Below are 19,759 nucleotides of genomic sequence, written 5' to 3'. Positions count from 1 at the left end.
TATTATTAGTTTGAAATGTTATATGAATCTCCAATTTATATGGTAAAAATATTATAAATGAGTGCTTAATTAAGAAGATACTTGCTTTAAAGACTTGATAAATATAATGGTACAGACTATTACTAATAGATTACATTAATTATAATACAAAAATAACACAAAGCCCCAACAAATATAACATCTGGATCTAAAGCATTGTCAATAAGTATTATGAAATTAATACCTTATATTTTAAATATAATAAATATTAAATGGAAATGTCAAGTATTTTTAGGGAAATTACTTCGGAAATATTCTAGAGTATAATGACAGAAAACTTAATATGAATGTTATTCGTGTAGCCCAGCTTCGCCGGCCGCACACATATAAAAAGGACCGACAAAAGCCGGTCCTTTGAAAATCATTTGAAATTATTTATATGGTAATGTTGAAATTTCCTTAAGAACATATCTCTTTAATATTGCAAAGTCTGTTGAGTTAATTTTTCCATCTTCATTGACATCAGCATTTTCAACCTTGATGTCCATATTCATCTTGAGAACATATCTTCTCAATGCAGTAACGTCTGTTGAGTTAACTTTTCCATCGCCATTGCAGTCACCATAAGTAACTGGTGGTTTTACTGACTGGTTCTCATCAAGATAAGCTGTTACCCATGCAAATGGAGCATTCCAGTTAACAGTTATCTCATTGGTTGACCATGAGTCAGTATGGTCAAAGTAACACTTTTGTGGTGGTATAGTCTTGTTAACTGCAGCAATTATTGTCGGGTCTTCGAAACGAGAGTTCGGTCCACCAGCAATCATACCCGGAGGTGGAGCTGGGAACTTCTTACTTGTTTGCGGAGTCCAGAACCTGTCATGAGGATTCTGAAGCGCACGCTCACCGTATCCTGTTACATAGCTCTGATCCAGTGCATTTCTTCCCAACAGATAGCTCATACCATCCTGCATTCCGTCAACGTATTTGGAATTGCCTGTGAAATCATGGGCATATGCCATTACAATCATCTGATTGAGAATGAAGGAGTTTGAACCCCATGGATAACCGCCTTGCTCAGTTTCAGCCTGTTTGATTGGCAATCTGTAACCTTGATCTTCGATATTTGCAAGCCATGCATCAGCAGCTTTTGATATATTGCTTCTAGCCTTTTGAATTTCTGTAGACGGCAAACCATTTTCAACCAATGCAAGAGTAATTGTACCTAAACCTTGAGTAGTTCCCCAAGTGAAGCATCCCCACAATCCGTCATCTTCGTTGATACCGCTCATCTTAGCAGGCATTTCAAGGTAGTGAGGTGAATTCATCAAATAATCCTTATACTCGGACTTGCCTGTTGTTACATAAAGCTCACAAGCTGCCCAGTAGAATTCATCTCCTGTATAGTTGTCATTGTATGGTCCGCCACCTGGGCCACCGCTACCAGGAGTATATTCTGCATAAATCTCAGGGTGCTTTAATGCTGCCTTCCATGCTATTTCAGCTTTTTCCAAGCATTGAGCAGCAAAAGTTGGATCAAGATCTTTCCAGAGACGAGCACTCTGTGCTAAAGTTGCTGCAAAGTTAAGAGTTGCAGCTGTACTTACAGGTCTTAAGTAACGTGGCTGTTCATCTTCGTGAGGCAATAGACCAATGGTGTCCATCTGTAGTCGTGAATCTTGTGATGCACCATTCCTGCTATGGAAGCATCTTCTTTATCAGTAACCTGCATCTTCATAAAGAACTCGATTTCCCATCTTGCTTCATCAAGGATGTCCGGATAACCGTTATTTTTTCAGGTATGTTCATTCCGCCGTCTATATAAGCACCTTGATTTGCAAGACCCATAATTTTTGCTCTTTCATACATGTTCATCAATGTCCAAACAGCAATACCGCCGTTTACAACATACTTACCGTGGTCACCGGCATCATACCATCCGCCGACTACGTTCTTTGTATAGCTCTTCTGAGGTATTCCTGCATATTCATCGGTCTGAGGCCATGTAGGAACACTTGTATCTCCCGTGTTCGGAGCAATACCAATGTGTCCTGCAGGTCTGGTCCACTGTTCTCCTCCTGCATACGGCATTTCAATCGGAATACCGCTTCTCTTGTGATAGAAGAATGTCAAAGCATCAAATTTCATCTTTGAATAAATTTTTGTGCTGATATCAAAAGGATGACTGTAGTTTGTATCGGTATTTACAGTAGGAAGTTTAAAATGATAATCTGTTCCTTCTGTTTTAAAGTCTGAGAAATCAATCCAGTGTACATTATCCTTTGAGTCTTGGTCAAGTCCCTTCGGTATTGTGTTACCTTCCATAACAACTTGACCTGATGAGTTAAGAAGTTGCCATTTCAAAGGACTAGTTGAATCGGATACAACTGTTGCAAATTTCTTCGCATGTGGCAAATATCCTACTTGGTTAACACGTACATCAGGTTCCGGAAGTATAAATACCGGAGGTTTTGTAAACTCAGGATCGTAAAGGGATACATCATCAAGGTAAATATTGAAAGGTGTACCTGCAGCCAATTCGCCACCTACATGGAATGTGAATTCACATGTATCATCAGTAGGCTTATCCATTACGAAAGTCTCTTCAACTGTAAGTTTCTGTCCTCCTGCTGGAATGGAATATGGAGTCCAATTGTTGTTGAAGTATTCTTCATAAGGTAAACCCATTTGACCTACTTTAATATACGCTCTGCAGCTTTATCTGCCCAAACTGTAAACTTAATCGTGTATGTATGTCCCTGCTCGAGGGTGATACCTCTGTGTCTCATCTGGACACTCCACTTGTTTTGTCCCGGTTCGAGAACTGTTATACGGAAAGCTCTGTTTCCAGGCTGTCCGGGAACATCAACAACTTGGAATTGACACTTTCCACCGCTGTCTTCACAAGTATGCCACGGATAGCAAAGACCGTTGTCAAATGTTCTTTCATACAAAAGGTCGTGGTCATAATCCGGCAAATTTGGAGAATTGTCTTTTGCCGCAAAAACGACCGACGGCAACATCATGGACAGCACAATTGCAAAAACAATGGCTGCACATATTGTTTTTCTAAAATTCATAATTCTACCTCCCATTAATTAATATAAAGCATTAGAAATTGAAGCTTTTTCTCTGCATTCTTTACAATATTCTTTTTTGTCCAATACCTTGAATATTATAAAAAATGCAACAACTTATTAAGTCCAGCATCAAACCAATAAATACCGGGTCTTATAGCCCTATAATAAGAGTACACCTCCTTTATAGTGTTTTTATTTATTAGTTTGAAAAGCTTTAAGCTTCACTCTAAACAACATAAATATTTATAATGCTATAAAAAAGTGCGCTGAATAAGTAGTGCTGAATAAAGAGTATTTTTTGATGGATTGATAAATAGGAAAACTACTTTAAAGATAAATAGATGTATTGGTACGTACAAAACAAGTTATAGAAACTCTATATTAAAAAATATAAAAAATTAATTAGTATGTATACTTTAAATATATTGGTATACGGTGCAAATGTCAAGTGTTTTTTGCAATTTTGATTTGAAAATCAAAGCATCTGCAGCATTATAGCCTTGTCTGGAGCATAACAATTTTTTTCTAAATTTTCTAATAATAATATGTACTTATATCATAACAACATGACGTGTTATGTCTAGTTTTGAATTTGCTATTAGTTTTTACATTTATCGAATTATTTTAATACAATAATTAACCTAAAAATAATGTACTATAAGTTAAATATATGGTATAATTATCAATAAGCTAAATTACGTTATTGAATTTCAACGCTGCACCCGACGATGTTTTCATTACACCTACTCTTCCCCGCACTGATTATACCTCAGGCAATACCTTTGCAAATGCAATTTTATTATACAGAGATATAAATTAATATTTTATACTGTATTTGTTTTTCATGTTATCATCTTATCTGCGGGCACTGTGTTATAAACCCAATGATTTTTTAAAGGAGTGATTTGTATGGGTAATAAGAAAGACATCAACTTATTACCGGAAGAATATCGTTTCGCATCATCAAGGCCATCATCGGACAAACGAAAAGATGATGGGGGAATTAAAGAAGTTGGGAACAGCATTAAAGGGCTTATGGATATAATATCATCAAAAGTGTCATCTCTTCAGAACGAAAAAGCTAAAGGCTCAAACTTGAATTTGTCAAAAGGACTTAAAGATAATATCACTGAAAATACATCTCAAAATTCCGAGAAACCTACCGGTTTACTTTACTCCCTCAAAAAAGCCAGACTCAAAAATCTGGAAGATATATTAAACCTTGACAAAAAAGACCTGGTAGTATCCAGTAAATTTAACTATGTATATTGCACGGATTTCGGAAAGGTTGTCATTATTGACAAAGACAGTGAAGGTCATGCGAAAACTGTTACCATAAAAGAAGCAGACAATATTTCCGTTAAGACTATCAAATTCCATAATGCGCACCCATTTCTTTACCCAAAATATGATGAGCGCAGTTTGCCCGGGCAGATTATTCACATGAGCAAGAATGAAATATGGTACATGGCTGACTCTGAGGCAATAATCGTAACGTTCCACAACGACAGTCCGAATTTTCTCAAAATCAGCCTCGGCAATTTGAAGCAACCTAGCAATATAAAAGCTGTTTTAAATTATATCGAATGTCATAAATTTCTCTATCAGAACAATAAAATAAAAACATTACTCTTGGAAGAAAGAAAAGTTAACACTGATGATATAATAAGGGTTCAATCCCATTATGCATTATATAAAGAAGACAGCAGTATCTACAGAGTCCTTTTGTTTGACGAGCTCAAAAACGTATCCAATGAATTTACCCTGACCGAGCTTCCGAATGTCAATGAAGAAGCATGGGATGTTCTGTTTACAAATGACATTTTTGAATATGTAAAAGAAAACGGTTATTCTTTCAGCAATTTCAGGCAGGACAATGACTATATTGAATACTGGCAGAATATCGGTTCAAAAAGTGTATGTGTTATGAGATGCAAAATTTAGCAATAATCCAAAAATATAAAAAAGTCTGATATTGGAGAAAAATCAGACTTTTTTTATGCAACTCTTTATATATCCGTCTTATGTCGCTTGTGTAATTGATTATTGGCTCATTCTTCTGCTTTATGAAAGCTAATTTCTAAGGCTGTTAAGAGGTGCCGGTATTCTTCCTCCTCTGTTAATAAAATCCTTGCTGCTGAACTTGCTAACCTTCATTACCGGACCGGAACCCAACAGACCTCCGAATTCAACAACATCTCCAACCTTTTTACCCGGTGCAGGAATTATTCTTACCGCAGTCGTCTTGTTATTTATTACTCCTATTGCAGCCTCATCCGCTATAATAGCTGAAATTGTCTCCTCGCTTGTGTCTCCCGGAACCACTATCATGTCCAAGCCTACAGAACACACACAAGTCATTGCTTCAAGCTTTTCAATAGTAAGTGCACCTTGCTTAACTGCATCAATCATACCTGCATCTTCACTTACAGGAATAAAAGCGCCACTCAGCCCGCCAACTGAAGAAGAAGCCATCGTACCTCCTTTTTTGACAGCATCATTAAGTAGTGCCAAAGCAGCAGTAGTTCCGTGAGTCCCGCACTTTTCAAGGCCCATTTCCTCAAGAATATGAGCAACACTATCTCCTATGGTTGGTGTAGGTGCAAGGGACAAATCGACTATACCGAAGGATACTCCCAGCCGTTTTGAGGCTTCTCTGGCAACCAACTGCCCCATCCTGGTTATTTTGAACGCGGTTTTTTTAATAGTCTCCGAAACAGTCTCAAAATCAGCTCCCTTTACTTTCTCAAGGGCGGATTTAACAACTCCGGGACCGCTAACTCCCACATTTATTACACATTCCGGTTCTCCTACTCCGTGAAAAGCTCCCGCCATAAACGGATTGTCCTCCGGAACATTTGCAAAAACAACCAGCTTGGCACACGCCAATCCTCCACTATCGGCACTAAGGTGAGCAGCCTTTTTTATAACATATCCCATCTCCCTGACTGCATCCATATTTATGCCAGCTTTGGTACTTGCAACATTAACTGATGAACAAACCTTTTTTGTACTGCTCAAGGCTTCCGGTATAGAAGCTATGAGTTTTTTGTCTCCAACAGTATAACCTTTTTGAATCAACGCTGAAAAGCCGCCAATAAAATTGACTCCGACCGCATCTGCCGCCTTGTCCAAAGTCTCGGCAAACTTTACATAATTCTCCTCATCACTACTTTCGGCTACAAGCGAAATTGGGGTGACGGAAATTCTCTTGTTTACTATTGGAATACCATACTCCTTTTCAATATCCTCTCCAACCTTTACAAGATTTGCCGCAAGCCTGGTAATCTTGTTGTAAATTTTCTCCCTTGATTCATTTGCACTGGAACTGGCACAATCTCTCAGGGATATTCCCATTGTAATTGTCCTTATGTCAAGATTTTCCTCCTGAATCATTTTTATTGTTTCAATTATTTCAAAAGGCATTAACACCTGAATTTCCCCCCTTATATACGATGCATGGAATTAAAGATATCTTCATGCTGAATCCTAACTGAAAGCCCCATTTCAACGCCTTTACTCTCAAGTTGGTCGGACAACTCCGAAAATTGAATAGAAAGCTTGGATATATCTACAAGCATCACCATGGTAAAAACATCCTGCATGGTGGTCTGAGAAATGTCCAAAATATTTACATTGCAATTGGCAAGAATGTTGCTGATACCTGCAATAATGCCAATTTTGTCCTTTCCGATAACAGTTATAACAGCTCTCATCACAATTACCTCCCTCTTATAAAGAGTATTATACTATCGGGAGACTGTAATATCAATACCGTAAAATCAATTGTCAGCATTCTCGTCGATAATAAAACATTCTTTATTTCTCAACATTTTTTCAATTTCCTCTGCAGGCAACGGTTTACTGAAGAGATACCCTTGAACCTTATCGCATCTCTCCTTTTTAAGGAATAAAAACTGCTCTTTTGTCTCAACACCTTCCGCAACAACAGTAAGATCAAGTTTGTGGGCAAGGCTGATAACTGTTTTTGCAATAGCCTCTTCTTTAGAATTGGCCGTTATGTCGCGCACAAAACTCTTATCGATTTTGAGAGTATCTATAGGAAGCTGTCTTAAATAGTTTAATGATGAATAACCGGTTCCAAAATCGTCAAGAGACACCCTTATTCCTTTTTTTCTCAACTGGTTTAAAACATCTATCGTAAAACTCAAGTCTTGCATAGCAGTACTCTCTGTTATCTCGAGCTCCAAAAGCTCCGGTTCCAATCCTGAGTCACTTCGAATTTTATCAATCACTTCAACAACGTCATTCCGTTGAAATTGCCTTGCAGACAAATTTACCGATATCAAACGCGGCTCCAATCCCGAGTCAATCCATTTTTTGTTTTGCCTGCATGCAGTTTTAAGAACCCACTCTCCGATAGCCACTATAAGACCGGAATCTTCTGCTATGGGTATAAATTCCATCGGAGGTACAAGTCCGTAACCCGGATGATACCATCTTAAAAGTGCTTCAAACCCCACAATTTTACCGGTTTTGATGTCAATCTGAGGTTGATAAAAGAGTACAAATTCTTCTCTCTCTATTGCCCGTCTCAAGCTGTTTTCAATATCCAACCTCTGAAGCACCTTTTGATTCATTGACTCGGTATATAACTGGTAGTTATTCCTTCCCAACTCTTTGGCTCTATACAATGCCGTATCCGCATTCTTGAAAATAGTTTGCTGATCTTCTCCGTCATTGGGATAAATACCAATACCCATGCTCGCAGTTATATAATATTCCTTGCCTTCAAGTATCCACGGCTTCTGGAATTTCTTTAAAATTCTGTCGGCAGCTCTGGTGGCATCGCTTATTTCCTTTATTTGAGGCTGAATAATTATAAACTCGTCTCCACCAATCCTCGCAACCGTATCGACTTCCCTTAAATAGCCCTTGATTTTTTCCGCAACCTGCTTTAAAAGCATATCTCCAACCGAATGTCCCAGTGTATCGTTGATCGCCTTAAAATTATCAAGGTCCAATATAATAAGCGCACACATCTCATTATTGCGTTTTGACTGAGCAAGAGCCATATTCAACCTATCGGTAAACAAGCTCCTGTTAGGAAGTCCTGTAAGCGGATCATAATACTCCATATTATATAGAATTTCTTCCTTCTTTTTAATTTCCGTAATATCTTTTAAAGCAATTACCGCTCCGATAATCACACCCGAATCGTTTCTGATTGGTGCGGCGGTACCTTCCACAAGCTTTTTTCCGTGCGGGGTCATCAGACTCAAGTCAGTTTCAAGTTTTATCAGTTCTCCATGATTTATGACTTTTTCAATTGGAATTTTGTATACATTTTCATTCTTATTTACCAAACCAGAAAGCAGCTTGTCCAGCTTCCTTCCTGATATTTCATCTTCAGACAAACCCAAAAGTTTTTGAGTCTCATAATTGCTGAAGGTTACAATCGCGTTTTCATCAGTTGTAATCACTGCTTCTCCGATACTTAATAAGGTTATTCGGAGCCATTCATGTTGCTTGCGAAGTTCCCGGTATGCTTTCGATACTTTTTTCTTAAGGTGCCTTATGTAAACTTGTAAAAGGACCAAAAGAACAAACACTACAAACATTCCGGCAAAATTTTTAATTTTCTGCTTTGTTTTGTAATAGTCCGAATGTCGAAAAAAATGCTTCCTAAACAATTCTTCATATGTACCGCTCTTTTTCACTCTGTCCAAACGTTCGTTAATATATTGAACAAGCTGGGGATTCTTTTTGCTCACTCCATAAGCAACTTTAACAGGAAAAAGATCAGTCTTGTGGGTAATTATTTTACCCGTTAACCCTTTTTTAATCAGGAAGTGATTCACTGCATCCTGATTCTCAAAAATTACATCTATTTCTCCATGATTTAAAGCCTCTACCGCCTCTTCGACATTTGTAAAACACGTGTAATTGCTAATACCTACAGTATTTTTTAAAATATGTTCACTGTACTGTTCTTTTCCAACACCCACACGATACTTTCCAAGGTCTTTTATGTCAATACGCTCTTTTCTCTCTTTGGAATAAATAGATATATATATACTCAAAACCGTATCGGAAAATAAAATATCTTTTTTCCTCTCTTCGTTTACCACAAGCAGTCCACAAGTATCTATTTCTCCATTTTTCAGTTTTTCATAAACTTTTTCCCATGTGTCAAATTTATACTCAAATCTATAGTAATTGTCTGAGAATATGAGTTGGTTTAACTCAATTTCAAACCCATGGATTTCATCATCCTCTAAAAACTTAAATGGAGGACCGTATAATTCTGTTTCATAGATAATTGAATTTGCCCCAGCATACACTGGCTGAAAAAATACCAGTAACAGCAAGAAAATGCAAAGATTTATTTTCAAACACTTGATTATCATCTTATTCCTCCGGATTAAGATTATAAAGCATAAAATTCATACGAAACAATGTTGGACCTGCAATGCTTGAATATAGAAACGATACATAAATATTAATCAACAAATACAGCTTTTAAAGCTATACATAAAAAGGACTATATAATTATATTATATATAATCTTTGATGCTTTTTTCAACCTATTTTCAATAAATATGACCTAATTTGCATATAATATTCCGAACAAACGTTTGATTTTCCCTTTACCTTGTGGTAAAATTTATTTAGCAACTTTCGGGAGGTACATTTTATGGAGCTTCAAAAAAAGCTTGAAATATTATCTGCCGCCGCAAAGTACGATGTTTCATGTTCTTCCAGCGGCAGTAACAGAAAAAATACAAAAGGCGGACTTGGAAATGCAGCATCCTGCGGTATATGTCACAGTTGGGCGGATGACGGAAGGTGCATTTCCCTACTAAAAATTCTTCTTTCCAATTACTGCGTATATGATTGTGCCTACTGTGTCAACAGAGCCAGCAACGATGTCCCGAGAGCTGCTTTTACACCCCAAGAAGTAGCCAGTCTTACCATAAACTTTTATAGGCGAAATTATATTGAAGGTTTGTTTCTCAGTTCTGCAGTAACAAAAATCCCAATCATACGATGGAGCTCTTATATGAATCACTAAGGATTTTGCGAAAAGACTATAAATTCAATGGATATATACATGTTAAGGCCATTCCGGGAGCTGACCTTGACCTTATTGAAGCTGTCGGGAAATTGGCTGACAGAATGAGCGTCAACATTGAGCTCCCTTCCGAAAAAGGACTTAAGCTTTTGGCTCCTCAAAAAGATAAACATGCTATACTAAAACCAATGAATTTTATATCTTCCAAAATAGCCGAAAAAAACGACGAAAGAAAGGTATTCAAAAACGCACCTTTGTTTGTTCCCGGAGGCCAAAGTACCCAGCTCATCGTAGGAGCTACCAAAGACAACGATATTAATATCCTAAAACTTTCAGAAAACCTATACAAAAAATACCATCTGAAAAGGGTCTATTATTCGGCATATGTACCTATATCCACAAATCCGCTTCTGCCTGATTTAAAGACTCCTCCGCTCCTTAGAGAGCACAGGCTTTACCAGGCCGATTGGCTCTTAAGATTTTACGGTTTTTCAGCGGACGAGCTCTTAGATGAGAACAATCCCGATTTTGACCCTAAACTTGACCCTAAAGCCAACTGGGCAGTTAATAATATTTCCCACTTCCCTGTTGAAGTAAACCGTGCAGATTACGAAATGCTGCTTAGAGTTCCCGGCATTGGAGTGCGTTCTGCCAAAAAAATCATTATGGCAAGAAAAGTAAAATCATTATCTTTTGAAGACCTGAAAAAATTGGGTGTTGTTTTAAAACGCGCAAGATTTTTCATTACCTGCAACGGAAAGTATTTTTATAACTATGACATGGATCGGCTTTTAATAAGGCAAAACCTGATTAATGGCTGGGAAGGCAGCGAAAAAAAGCAAGAATGGGAGCAAATCTCTATTTTGTCCCTAATACCGGAAAAGCCCACTCTTCAAGACCAAATAATGAGTATAACCGGAGAAATATAATTATGCAGGTGATATACAATGGTAAACTATTTCTATGACGGAACCTTTGACGGACTTCTGACTTGCGTATACGAGTCATATTACAGTGTTGAACGTCCTGACAAGGTTTTTCGCTCAAAAAATGTACAACAAAGCATCTTGGATAAGAATATAGATATTGTCACCGATAGTGAAAAAGCTTCAAAAGTTTATCAAGCCATACATAAAAAGATTTCATATGATGCCTTGAGAAATGTGTACCACGCATATTTGTCCGAGCTTGATGACATCGATACTTACATATTAGAATATTTAAGACATGGCTTTAAAATAGGCAAAACCGTAGACCTTTATCTCACTTCCGAAGAAGTGCTAAAGGTTCATTCGGCTGCCAAAAAAGTACGTACTGAAACTCATCTTATGCTGGGTCTATTGAGGTTTAAAAAGCTAAATGGGGGCATTTATTATGCCCCTACAGCCCTGTCTACAATATTACTTTCTTAATATTCGATCATTTTGTCAGGCGTCTGTCCGACCAATTCTGGGTAATCCACGACACCAAAAGAAACCTTGCCGCTGTATACAATATGGTAGAATGTGTTTTCACAGACCTCCCTTCAGAACTTCAACACCAATCTAATGCTGTCGACGACGAGTTTGAAAAACTTTGGAAGAAATACTTTGACAGCATATGCATAAAGAATAGGATCAACCCCAAACTACAAAAGCGCAATATGCCCACAAGGTATTGGAAATACCTGGTCGAAAAACAATAGACACAAGCTTTACATTGTCATTTTAAGAATTTTTCTCTTTATAGCTGTCATATCTGAAGAATTAATCTTCCCATCATCATTCATATCTGCTGCCTGTTTTCCAGTAGGAGTTGGAAAGTCATCAACCAATTTAAGCAAAAACCTTTTCATCCACATAGCATCAGTTGAGTTAACACTACCGTCACCATTTACATCTCCTTTTTCTATTTCGGGAGAAGGGGATGGTGTCGGTACAGGCGTGACAGTAGCAGTCGGTGATGGCTCAGGAAAATCACCGCCATAATATTCGGTTACGGTAATTCCGTTTGAACCTAGAGGTATCTGATGGTCAAGACCTATAAACTTTCCATCGGATGTCTGCCATAATGAAGGTTTTAGCAGAGCATACTTTTCTTCATCCCAAGTGATGAAATCATAGTATACCAGTCCGCCGGTATCACCGGAATTTGCATTATAGCACCAAAAAGTATGGGATATTTTATTTTCAATCATATAATCTCTTATCGCAGTCATCCATTTCTCGTTGTCTCCGCCATCCATGAATCCTCCCCATTCACCCACCAGCAATGGAGCAATGTTTTCTTCGTGTATGTACGCCCAGTTATCTCTCCAGCAATCATTATACAAGGTGTCTTTGTTAAAGCCTTCGTAAAACCAAGATTGTTTGTGTACAAGGGGACCATAATCATGAGGCGAATACACAAGCTGTTTCTGATGTTTGCCAAGATTAATGGGATAATCCCTAACTCCTCTTAAATTTCCTCCCCACCAGTTGAAGAAATATTTACTCTCTTTCCCCCATTCATCCACTGCTGTATAATCATAGCCAGGCTTTGGATAAACCTCAACTCCCTCTACACAATAAGGATATTTGGGTTTATTGCAAGGATTCTCTTTGCACATGTCTCAGCAGCATGTTTCCAGTTGTTCAGATCGGTAGAACCGTCCCACTTGGCCATTAGTTCACTACCAGGTGTACCGTGGGCTCATTCTTAAGATCTAGCGCAAGGATTGTATCATCATTTTTATATCTTTCCGTTAACCATTCTAGAGTCGAAATCCATATCTCTGTTGTAAATTGACCATCATACCATACAGGATAGATGTGTCCCATAGCATCCGTTGCTGGACTGTGTATGTCCACCATAATCTTTATTCCGAATTCCTTACAACACTGAACGGCAAAGTCAAAAAGCTCAAGGCTGTTCATACCTTCCAACTCCGGATTTACAAAATCATTAACATTTGCTGAAGGATACACTCCCTGAGACCACTGATATAAAAGTTCGGTTGAAATAGGGACTCTCAAAAAGTTTATTCCCCTATCTGCCATGCCTTTGATAGCCTCTCGCATATTACAGCTCCATACTCCATCAAACACATTTGTACCGGTATTGAACCCAAACCAGTTGCAGCCTGTCAGCCAGACCTGATTACCGTACATGTCTACTATCTTATTGCCCTCAACATGCAGCCAGTCATCATTATTTGGGTCGGCTGCAATGGTTGGAGCCCTATAAGATGCCGTTGGTGACAAGCTACAATCAAGATTGCCAATGCCAGCAACAAAGCTTTAGTTTTTTTCAATTTTATTACCCCCTTAAAAAAATTTTAATAATTATTTTTATAGTAAATTCGTAACAAAATTAAGTTTAAGGGGAGCTAATTATGGCTCTCTCCCCCATTTTAAAATTCCGGAAATATATGCTGTAATCTTATCCCAGTCCATATATTCATAATAATGGGAATTAAATGAATAATCATCCGCTTTATTATACTGTGTATTGTCGGTTTTTGAAAAACGTGCATTAAGTTCAACGCTTTCGCCGGGCTGAAGCTCTCCCGCACCTTTGACAAAACCTATTTCAACATAGGTATCTGCTCCGGTTTGAGGTGAATTCATTTTAACAAACCTTCCGGTTACATTATGAGCACCTATAGAAGACCAATCACAGTTAAACCTCTGCTCACTATCGCTGTCAATAGTATAGTAATATCTTAATTTCAGGTCTGAAAGGTTAAGGGACGTATTCCCGGTATTTATAATATTTAATCTAACGTAAATTACACCGGTTTCGGACAATGTATTGTTGTTGTAAAACCTTACCTTGACACTCTGTTCTTGGCCCGGTGTATTCATTGGAGTATCGATAGGTTTAACCGGTATCTTCGTAGGTGTAGGTGTAGCCGTAGCTTTAACAGGTGTCTTCGCGGGTGTAGGCGTAGCCGTAACTTTAACAGGTGTCTTCGCGGGTGTAGGCGTAGCCGTAACTTTAACAGGTGTCTTCGCGGGTGTAGGTGTGGCCGTAGCTTTAACGGGTGTCTTCGTGGGTGTAGGTGTGGCCGTAGCTTTAACAGGCACCTTGGTTGGTGTAGCTGTGTACTTTATTGGCGCCTTCGTTGAAGTAGCTGTAGGCTTAACCGGTGTCTTCTCCGGTGTTACCGTAGATTGCGCCGGCATATCTGTCGGTGCAACTGTAACCGATGCTTTTGTTGGAGTTGCCGCAGGTTTAGCCGATGTCTCTGTCGGAGTCATTGTAGCTGCAACCGCCTTCGTTGCCGTAGCTACCGCAGATACACTCGGTGTGCTCACCGGCTCAATTGATGCTGTTGCAGTCTCAACCGGTAACAACTTATCCGTCTCAATAACCAAACCAAAGTTTGATCTAAAAGCAAATCTTCCAACGGTTCCGACACAATAGCCTCAAGGGTCACGTCTTTTCCTTCCTGTTTTGCCCTTTCATAAATCATGTACTTACCCACGGATACTTTATTTTCAAGAGCTTTCTTCCTTTGCTCTTTTGATGCAAATACAAACCTCATTTCAATATTAACATCCAAGCTCTTGAAATCTGACATTAAATTATAAACAAGCTTGTCTTCGAAATCGTTTTTCTCCTTTGGCTCTTCACTGTATAGCACCGCCGAAATCAATACTATATTCTTTTTATCATCCTCTGTGATAAAGCCATACTTTCTTGACTTATCAATCAAGTCTAAAATTGCATCCTCCAGCAAAGTATCCTTATATGTTAACTCTTCCAAAATCTTTTTTCCGTCCTCATTAAGGGGCTCAGCACCTATAATAATGCCGTCTCTGTTTACTGCAAATTCAACACTGGGATTTACATCCACATCAATATAAGCAAAAGTAGCTTCAAAGTTAAGCAAGCTAAAATATGTAAACATAAATACAAAAACAGCAACTACACCTGCAACAACAGCAGAATACATAAGACCTGAACTTTTTTTATTGTCTTCAATTACATCTTGTTGACTAAATATAATCTTCTGTCCCAAAAACATACCATCCCTGGTATTTATTGCTTTAAACTCTCCAGTTTCCGTAACAATTATAGTCTTCTTCTTTTTTATTTTTATTACCACCCCAAGATTCATTATTGTCCCCCCCTTTCTTCATGTTCTTTGAAGAATTGCTTTATCTCATCAAGGCCGCTTCTTAAAACTAGGCTCACCGCTATAATGAACTTTCTGTTCCTTTCTACAGTTTTTCGGTGAACACTAACAAAGCCCATTAATTCAGATAACGGGATGCATTTTTTACGAAGCATTTTTTCAAATAACTTATCATTTTCTGCCAAAACCCTGGCTATATTGATACAAAGTTCCCTTGAGTCCTTATGTTTCGGTGAATTCACCACCAGATCCTCAAGGGTAATTCCAAACTGTTTTAACTGCTGTTCTAATTGCAGTATCTCTTCTTTTACTTCTATATTCTCATAAAGGTAATGGCTATCGGAGACTAGATATTTTTCTTCGAAATCGTTTCTTTCTTCAAAGTACGAAAAAGGTATGACATTGCTGTATTTCTTATTTTTTCTTATGTAATCAATAATTCTATGGTTAACCACCATATTGCAATAATTCGTGAAATTCCCATTTATATCGGGATTAAATCCATCTATAGCTTCATTAAAAGCCATAAGCCCTACACTATATTCCTCGCTAACCTCCGGATCAACATATCTTCCGATAGTACTGGATATAATCTTTAATAAATACGGTTTATATTTCTTTATAAATTTTTCCTTTAATTCGACGTCTCCATTTTTAATCTGTATGACAATATGATTGATAGAATCAATGCGAGACTTTCTTCCTCTTTTCTTTATTCCATACATTAAGTCGGGCTCAAACAAATAAACCACCTCTAAATAGATTAATGCGATGTGGCAACAAACTTTTAGTTGGACGTTTATATTAAATTCGATAAAATTATTCAAAATCCCTTTAAAATATCGCAAAACTAATTAAATTGATTTGTTATCGCAAAAAGGGAATATCCTTTTGAAGGATACTCCCTTTTGCTGATTTCATTAAGTCAAATTGGATTTCAAATTAATTAATATACAATATATCTGTCAACTGGAAGTCCACTACCAAATCTACGAATTCTTTAGTTTTGAAATTATAAATATACAAAATCTTTTTATTTGTAAACGGTGTCTTTGGTTCCTTTTCTACTCCATACACAATATAGTAATCACCTTTTGCTTTTATGACCTTATCAGCATCAAAATAATCTCTCAACTGCTCGCTGTTTCTGGAATTTATGTAATGGAATGAATCCACTTTGCTGTCGGTATCGGTACCTGATGCAAATATAAAGTCACCAATTTTTTCCCAGTAGTTCACCTGAAAGTTTCCTAACAGTTCTTCAAATTCGTTTGAATAAAGATAAACCTTGTTCCTCTTAATATCTGCCTCATAGCCATTTATAGCAAGACTTCCTCCCAATTCATCCCAAACCTTTGTTTCCATTCCTAATACCAAGTTTCTAATTCTCAAATTAGGAGCGGAAACATCTTGATCATATATCAACAGTGCCTGCCTTTTGTTGCCGGTTATTCTGTCAATGTCCTCAGCAGCTATAAATGTCCTTTGTCCAAGCGTTTTAATGTTGTTTATTTTGACTATATCACGGGCCAAAGATATTTTGTCTTTATCATATATATAAAGCAAGTAGTCCTTGTTATCTTTGTCTTCTAAATGCATCAATAAATTGTCATCCTCAATCAAAAAGCTTTTTAATGTTACACCAGCATATATCGTTTTAACATCTGACAATTCCAAGCATCGTGTATTGGGATATGTAAACAGAGTCTCCGGCTTTATACCTGAAGGAATACCAGTAGTCCTAAACGACTTTGCAGTTATTATACTTTTCGTCTGATTTAAGGCTATAAACAGCTTACCATTGTAGTCTACAATACCATCTACTTTTACCGAATTACCCTTCTTCATACCTACATCTTCGTATATCGAAGTGGGAACAAAGAGGTCATAAATAGTATATTTTGCTGTATTTTTTGATGTGTTTCTTAATACCAAAAAATAATTTTTTCCATCTCTTTTAGCTACCGTAACTATGTTATTTGAACCGTCCTTATCTTTAAACTGTACTGTTCTGCTAAGGTCAATATCAAGATCTTTATGTATTTCTTCACACTTGTTGCCATCATAACATATAAATGGTTTAGCATTTCCCTCTGAGCTGTCTCCGCCAATAAAAAGAATATTGTCCTCAATCATTGTTTCCCTAATAATAAACTTATCGTGCAATAACTTCGGATTCCATGAAGATTTGTCAAAAACCAAGAGAGAATATCTTCTCAAATCATCATATTTGTTGATTATCAGTTTATCTTTATAAATTACATACTGACCCATTGCAAAATTATCTGCAATAAGATAAATATTCTTGCCGTCAAATCTGTACAGACTGTCCCTCTTTTGTCTTCTGTCATAGCCGTGTAAAAGAAGGTTTCCGTTGAACTCTACCTGTCCCTTTATCTCAAAGTTGTTTATAAGAACTTCAAAATCGCCGTTTCTGTATGTAACAAGATTATTTGTATCGTTATCCTTATCGAACAAAGTTATAAGGAGCCCTCCATTATAGGTAATGGCATTTTTGATTTCATTCCCTTTTAAAGAAATGGAACTAATCGCCTGGCCGTCATAAATATATACCATTGGTACTTTTCCTTTTTGGTCATAAAAGAGAATAGTACCGGTATTAAATTTCCCCACTCTGCTTATTGAAATGGATTTATCCTCGGGATTCCAGTTTACAAAAGAACCGGAATTCTCAGCTACAAACCGAAGCGGAACAACAGTACTGGAATTCACTATTGTAGGTGCAACATCAAGAGGAATCTCATATCCGTTAACAAGAGCCTTGTTAGAACCTATTGTAAGTTTTATCACATTTCCGCTGTATGTCGCAGTAACAGTTTTAGTTGCTCCATCCCAATCAACGGTATAACCCAGTTCCTCAAAAATTGCCCTGAAAGGAACCAAAGTTCTCCCGTTAGATATGAAAGGTGCAACCTCAAGTTTCTTTGAAACTGTTTTTGAAGTATAATTCTTTTTGTCAATAGTAAACTTCAAATCAATAAAGTCAGAAGTAACAACCTTTCTAGAATCGTTTTGCTCAGTTTCAGCCGCATATCCGCAGATAGCCCCCGTTGAAATTACCGTCAGAAAAACAAGAAAAATCAGCCCTCTGCCCAATACTTTTGCCAAACGATTTTTTAACATGCTTCCCCCTCCAAATCCATAGAAATTAATGAATTGCAAACCTGTATCAGACCAATATGAATTTTATGCAAATCATTACACATATATCAGCTCATAAGTTAAATATTAGCATACAATTATAACCAAGTCAACATAGATAATACAGCACAAACAGGGCTAACTGCCCCTTTTAGGCAATTAACCCTGTTCTAAACCTTTTCGTGTAATATAATTTTTTTAATTGCAGCAACATAAATTATGATATTTCTTCTGCTTTTTTCTTAAGCTCCTGCGACAAATTAAGCAAGTTGGCAGTTTGTTCCAGCAACGACTCTTGGCATTTTATCTGCTCGTTCATTGCTGTACTAACATCAGATATATCTTGAATATTCGACTCGGAACTTGCACTTATATATTCTATTGTAGATACTATTTCCCTGACAAAGTCGTCTATATGTGTAAATACCTGCTTTATACGAGATACATTTGACGTTATGTCATTCAAAAACTCAATATTCTTGTCAAAGCTTTCCGTTACATCCTTTATGGAATTCTCGGTATTCTCAGCAACCTTATCCAACTTTAGTACGACCTTGTTGGTATTATTAATTTTTTCAATCAGATTTTGAATTATCTGGTCTATGTTGCCTGACAGGTCTTTTGTCTTCGAAGCCAAGGTTCTGGTTTCTTCCGACAACAAATGGAATGTCTTTCCCTGGGCTCCCAATCTGGCTGATTCAATAGCTGAATTTAATGCAATCAACTTTGTTTGTTCCGAAATCTCCTTTATCTGCCTTGTAAATTTTGTTATTTCTCTCGAGGTTTCAATAAGCTCTTTAGATTCTGCACCTATTTCATTCATTGCAGTTCTAATATTTTGAGACATTTCATGCAGCAAACTTACCGACATCCTATTATCTTCGCTGATTTCCTTAGATTTTGAGATTATAAGATCTACATCTTTCATGGTGTCTTTTGCCTGATTTACTTCATTTTTTGTTAAAGCAATCTGCTTCTCACCTTCTTTTACAATCTCACCCTGTTGAAAACTCTTTTCTTTTATAACTTCCAAAACAGCATTTGTTTGCTCAATAGAAGCATATGTCTCCTGAATCTTTGATGATACATTTGAAGATGCATCAACCGTAACATCCGAAGCATGTTTAACACTCATAATCAATTCATTCAGATTACTCAGCATCTTCGCAAAGCTTTTACCGAGCTTACCTATTTCATCTCTTCTCTCTTCTACCTTAAACTCTATCGATAAATTACCGTCGCCCACTTTTTCCATCGTTCTTACCAATTTCTTTATATTCTTTGTAATATCCTTATTAATATATTGAGATAAAAGTATTCCCACTGCCAAACAAATCAACCCGATAATTATTACCTGTGCCGAAACTCTGTTGACTCTTGCCGTAATCTTATTTATATCTG

General features: G+C 37.2%; 9 protein-coding genes and 4 pseudogenes. 3 read left to right on the top strand and 10 right to left on the bottom strand.

Going from position 1 to position 19,759, the window contains the following annotated elements; all coding sequences use genetic code 11:
• Positions 1 to 410 precede the first annotated feature (410 nt).
• Positions 411 to 3,059 (bottom strand): annotated as a pseudogene (gene celK / locus JCM21531_RS06490) (cellulose 1,4-beta-cellobiosidase).
• 909 nt (positions 3,060 to 3,968) lie between these two features.
• On the opposite strand from celK, the gene JCM21531_RS06485 reads away from it, so the two are divergent.
• Positions 3,969 to 5,003, top strand: a complete 1,035-nt coding sequence (locus JCM21531_RS06485; RefSeq protein ID WP_038288437.1) for a hypothetical protein — start codon at positions 3,969 to 3,971, stop codon at positions 5,001 to 5,003.
• Between the two features lie 129 nt (positions 5,004 to 5,132).
• On the opposite strand, the gene JCM21531_RS06480 is transcribed toward JCM21531_RS06485, so the two are convergent.
• The 3 genes from JCM21531_RS06480 to JCM21531_RS06470 form a co-directional block, all read right to left on the bottom strand.
• Entirely contained in the window at positions 5,133 to 6,491 is a 1,359-nt protein-coding gene (locus JCM21531_RS06480) for a PFL family protein (protein WP_038288435.1), read from the bottom strand.
• A gap of 14 nt (positions 6,492 to 6,505) precedes the next feature.
• A complete protein-coding gene (locus tag JCM21531_RS06475; RefSeq protein ID WP_038288433.1) occupies positions 6,506 to 6,775 on the bottom strand; it encodes an ACT domain-containing protein in 270 nt (89 codons plus the stop codon).
• Positions 6,776 to 6,841: 66 nt separating this feature from the next.
• Positions 6,842 to 9,430 (bottom strand): EAL domain-containing protein, encoded by a 2,589-nt coding sequence (locus JCM21531_RS06470; RefSeq protein WP_038288431.1) that lies wholly within the window; start codon positions 9,428 to 9,430, stop codon positions 6,842 to 6,844.
• Positions 9,431 to 9,717: 287 nt separating this feature from the next.
• Here JCM21531_RS06470 and JCM21531_RS06465 point away from each other — a divergent pair.
• Together JCM21531_RS06465 and JCM21531_RS24360 are read left to right on the top strand one after the other, a co-directional pair.
• A pseudogene (locus JCM21531_RS06465) lies at positions 9,718 to 11,024 on the top strand (putative DNA modification/repair radical SAM protein).
• An 18-nt stretch (positions 11,025 to 11,042) separates the two neighbouring features.
• A pseudogene (locus JCM21531_RS24360) lies at positions 11,043 to 11,779 on the top strand (TIGR03915 family putative DNA repair protein).
• Between the two features lie 9 nt (positions 11,780 to 11,788).
• Here JCM21531_RS24360 and JCM21531_RS06455 read toward each other — a convergent pair.
• The 6 genes and pseudogenes from JCM21531_RS06455 to JCM21531_RS21005 form a co-directional block, all read right to left on the bottom strand.
• A pseudogene (locus tag JCM21531_RS06455) lies at positions 11,789 to 13,366 on the bottom strand (cellulase family glycosylhydrolase).
• A 79-nt stretch (positions 13,367 to 13,445) separates the two neighbouring features.
• Positions 13,446 to 14,432: a cellulose binding domain-containing protein gene (locus tag JCM21531_RS21015; RefSeq protein WP_243467325.1), complete on the bottom strand. Its 987-nt coding sequence runs from the start codon at positions 14,430 to 14,432 to the stop codon at positions 13,446 to 13,448.
• On the bottom strand, positions 14,369 to 15,178 hold the full coding sequence (locus tag JCM21531_RS21010; protein WP_243467324.1) for an anti-sigma-I factor RsgI family protein: 810 nt from the start codon (positions 15,176 to 15,178) through the stop codon (positions 14,369 to 14,371). The genes JCM21531_RS21015 and JCM21531_RS21010 overlap by 64 nt, the downstream gene beginning before the upstream one ends.
• Complete coding sequence (sigI, locus tag JCM21531_RS06440; protein ID WP_407652296.1) at positions 15,178 to 15,948, bottom strand: RNA polymerase sigma-I factor; 771 nt, start codon at positions 15,946 to 15,948, stop codon at positions 15,178 to 15,180. The genes JCM21531_RS21010 and sigI overlap by 1 nt, the downstream gene beginning before the upstream one ends.
• Positions 15,949 to 16,138: 190 nt before the next feature.
• Positions 16,139 to 18,340 carry a copper amine oxidase N-terminal domain-containing protein gene (locus tag JCM21531_RS06435; RefSeq protein WP_038288429.1) on the bottom strand — a complete coding sequence of 734 codons (2,202 nt, stop codon included), beginning with the start codon at positions 18,338 to 18,340 and terminating at the stop codon, positions 16,139 to 16,141.
• A gap of 235 nt (positions 18,341 to 18,575) precedes the next feature.
• Positions 18,576 to 19,682 carry a methyl-accepting chemotaxis protein gene (locus JCM21531_RS21005; RefSeq protein ID WP_243467328.1) on the bottom strand — a complete coding sequence of 369 codons (1,107 nt, stop codon included), beginning with the start codon at positions 19,680 to 19,682 and terminating at the stop codon, positions 18,576 to 18,578.
• Positions 19,683 to 19,759 lie beyond the last annotated feature (77 nt).

This window comes from Acetivibrio straminisolvens JCM 21531, from assembly GCF_000521465.1.
In the GTDB taxonomy this organism is placed as follows: Bacteria; Bacillota; Clostridia; order Acetivibrionales; family Acetivibrionaceae; genus Hungateiclostridium; species Hungateiclostridium straminisolvens.
The sequence above is the reverse complement of the archived record's forward strand: the minus strand, read 5'-3'. Positions and strand labels throughout refer to the sequence as shown.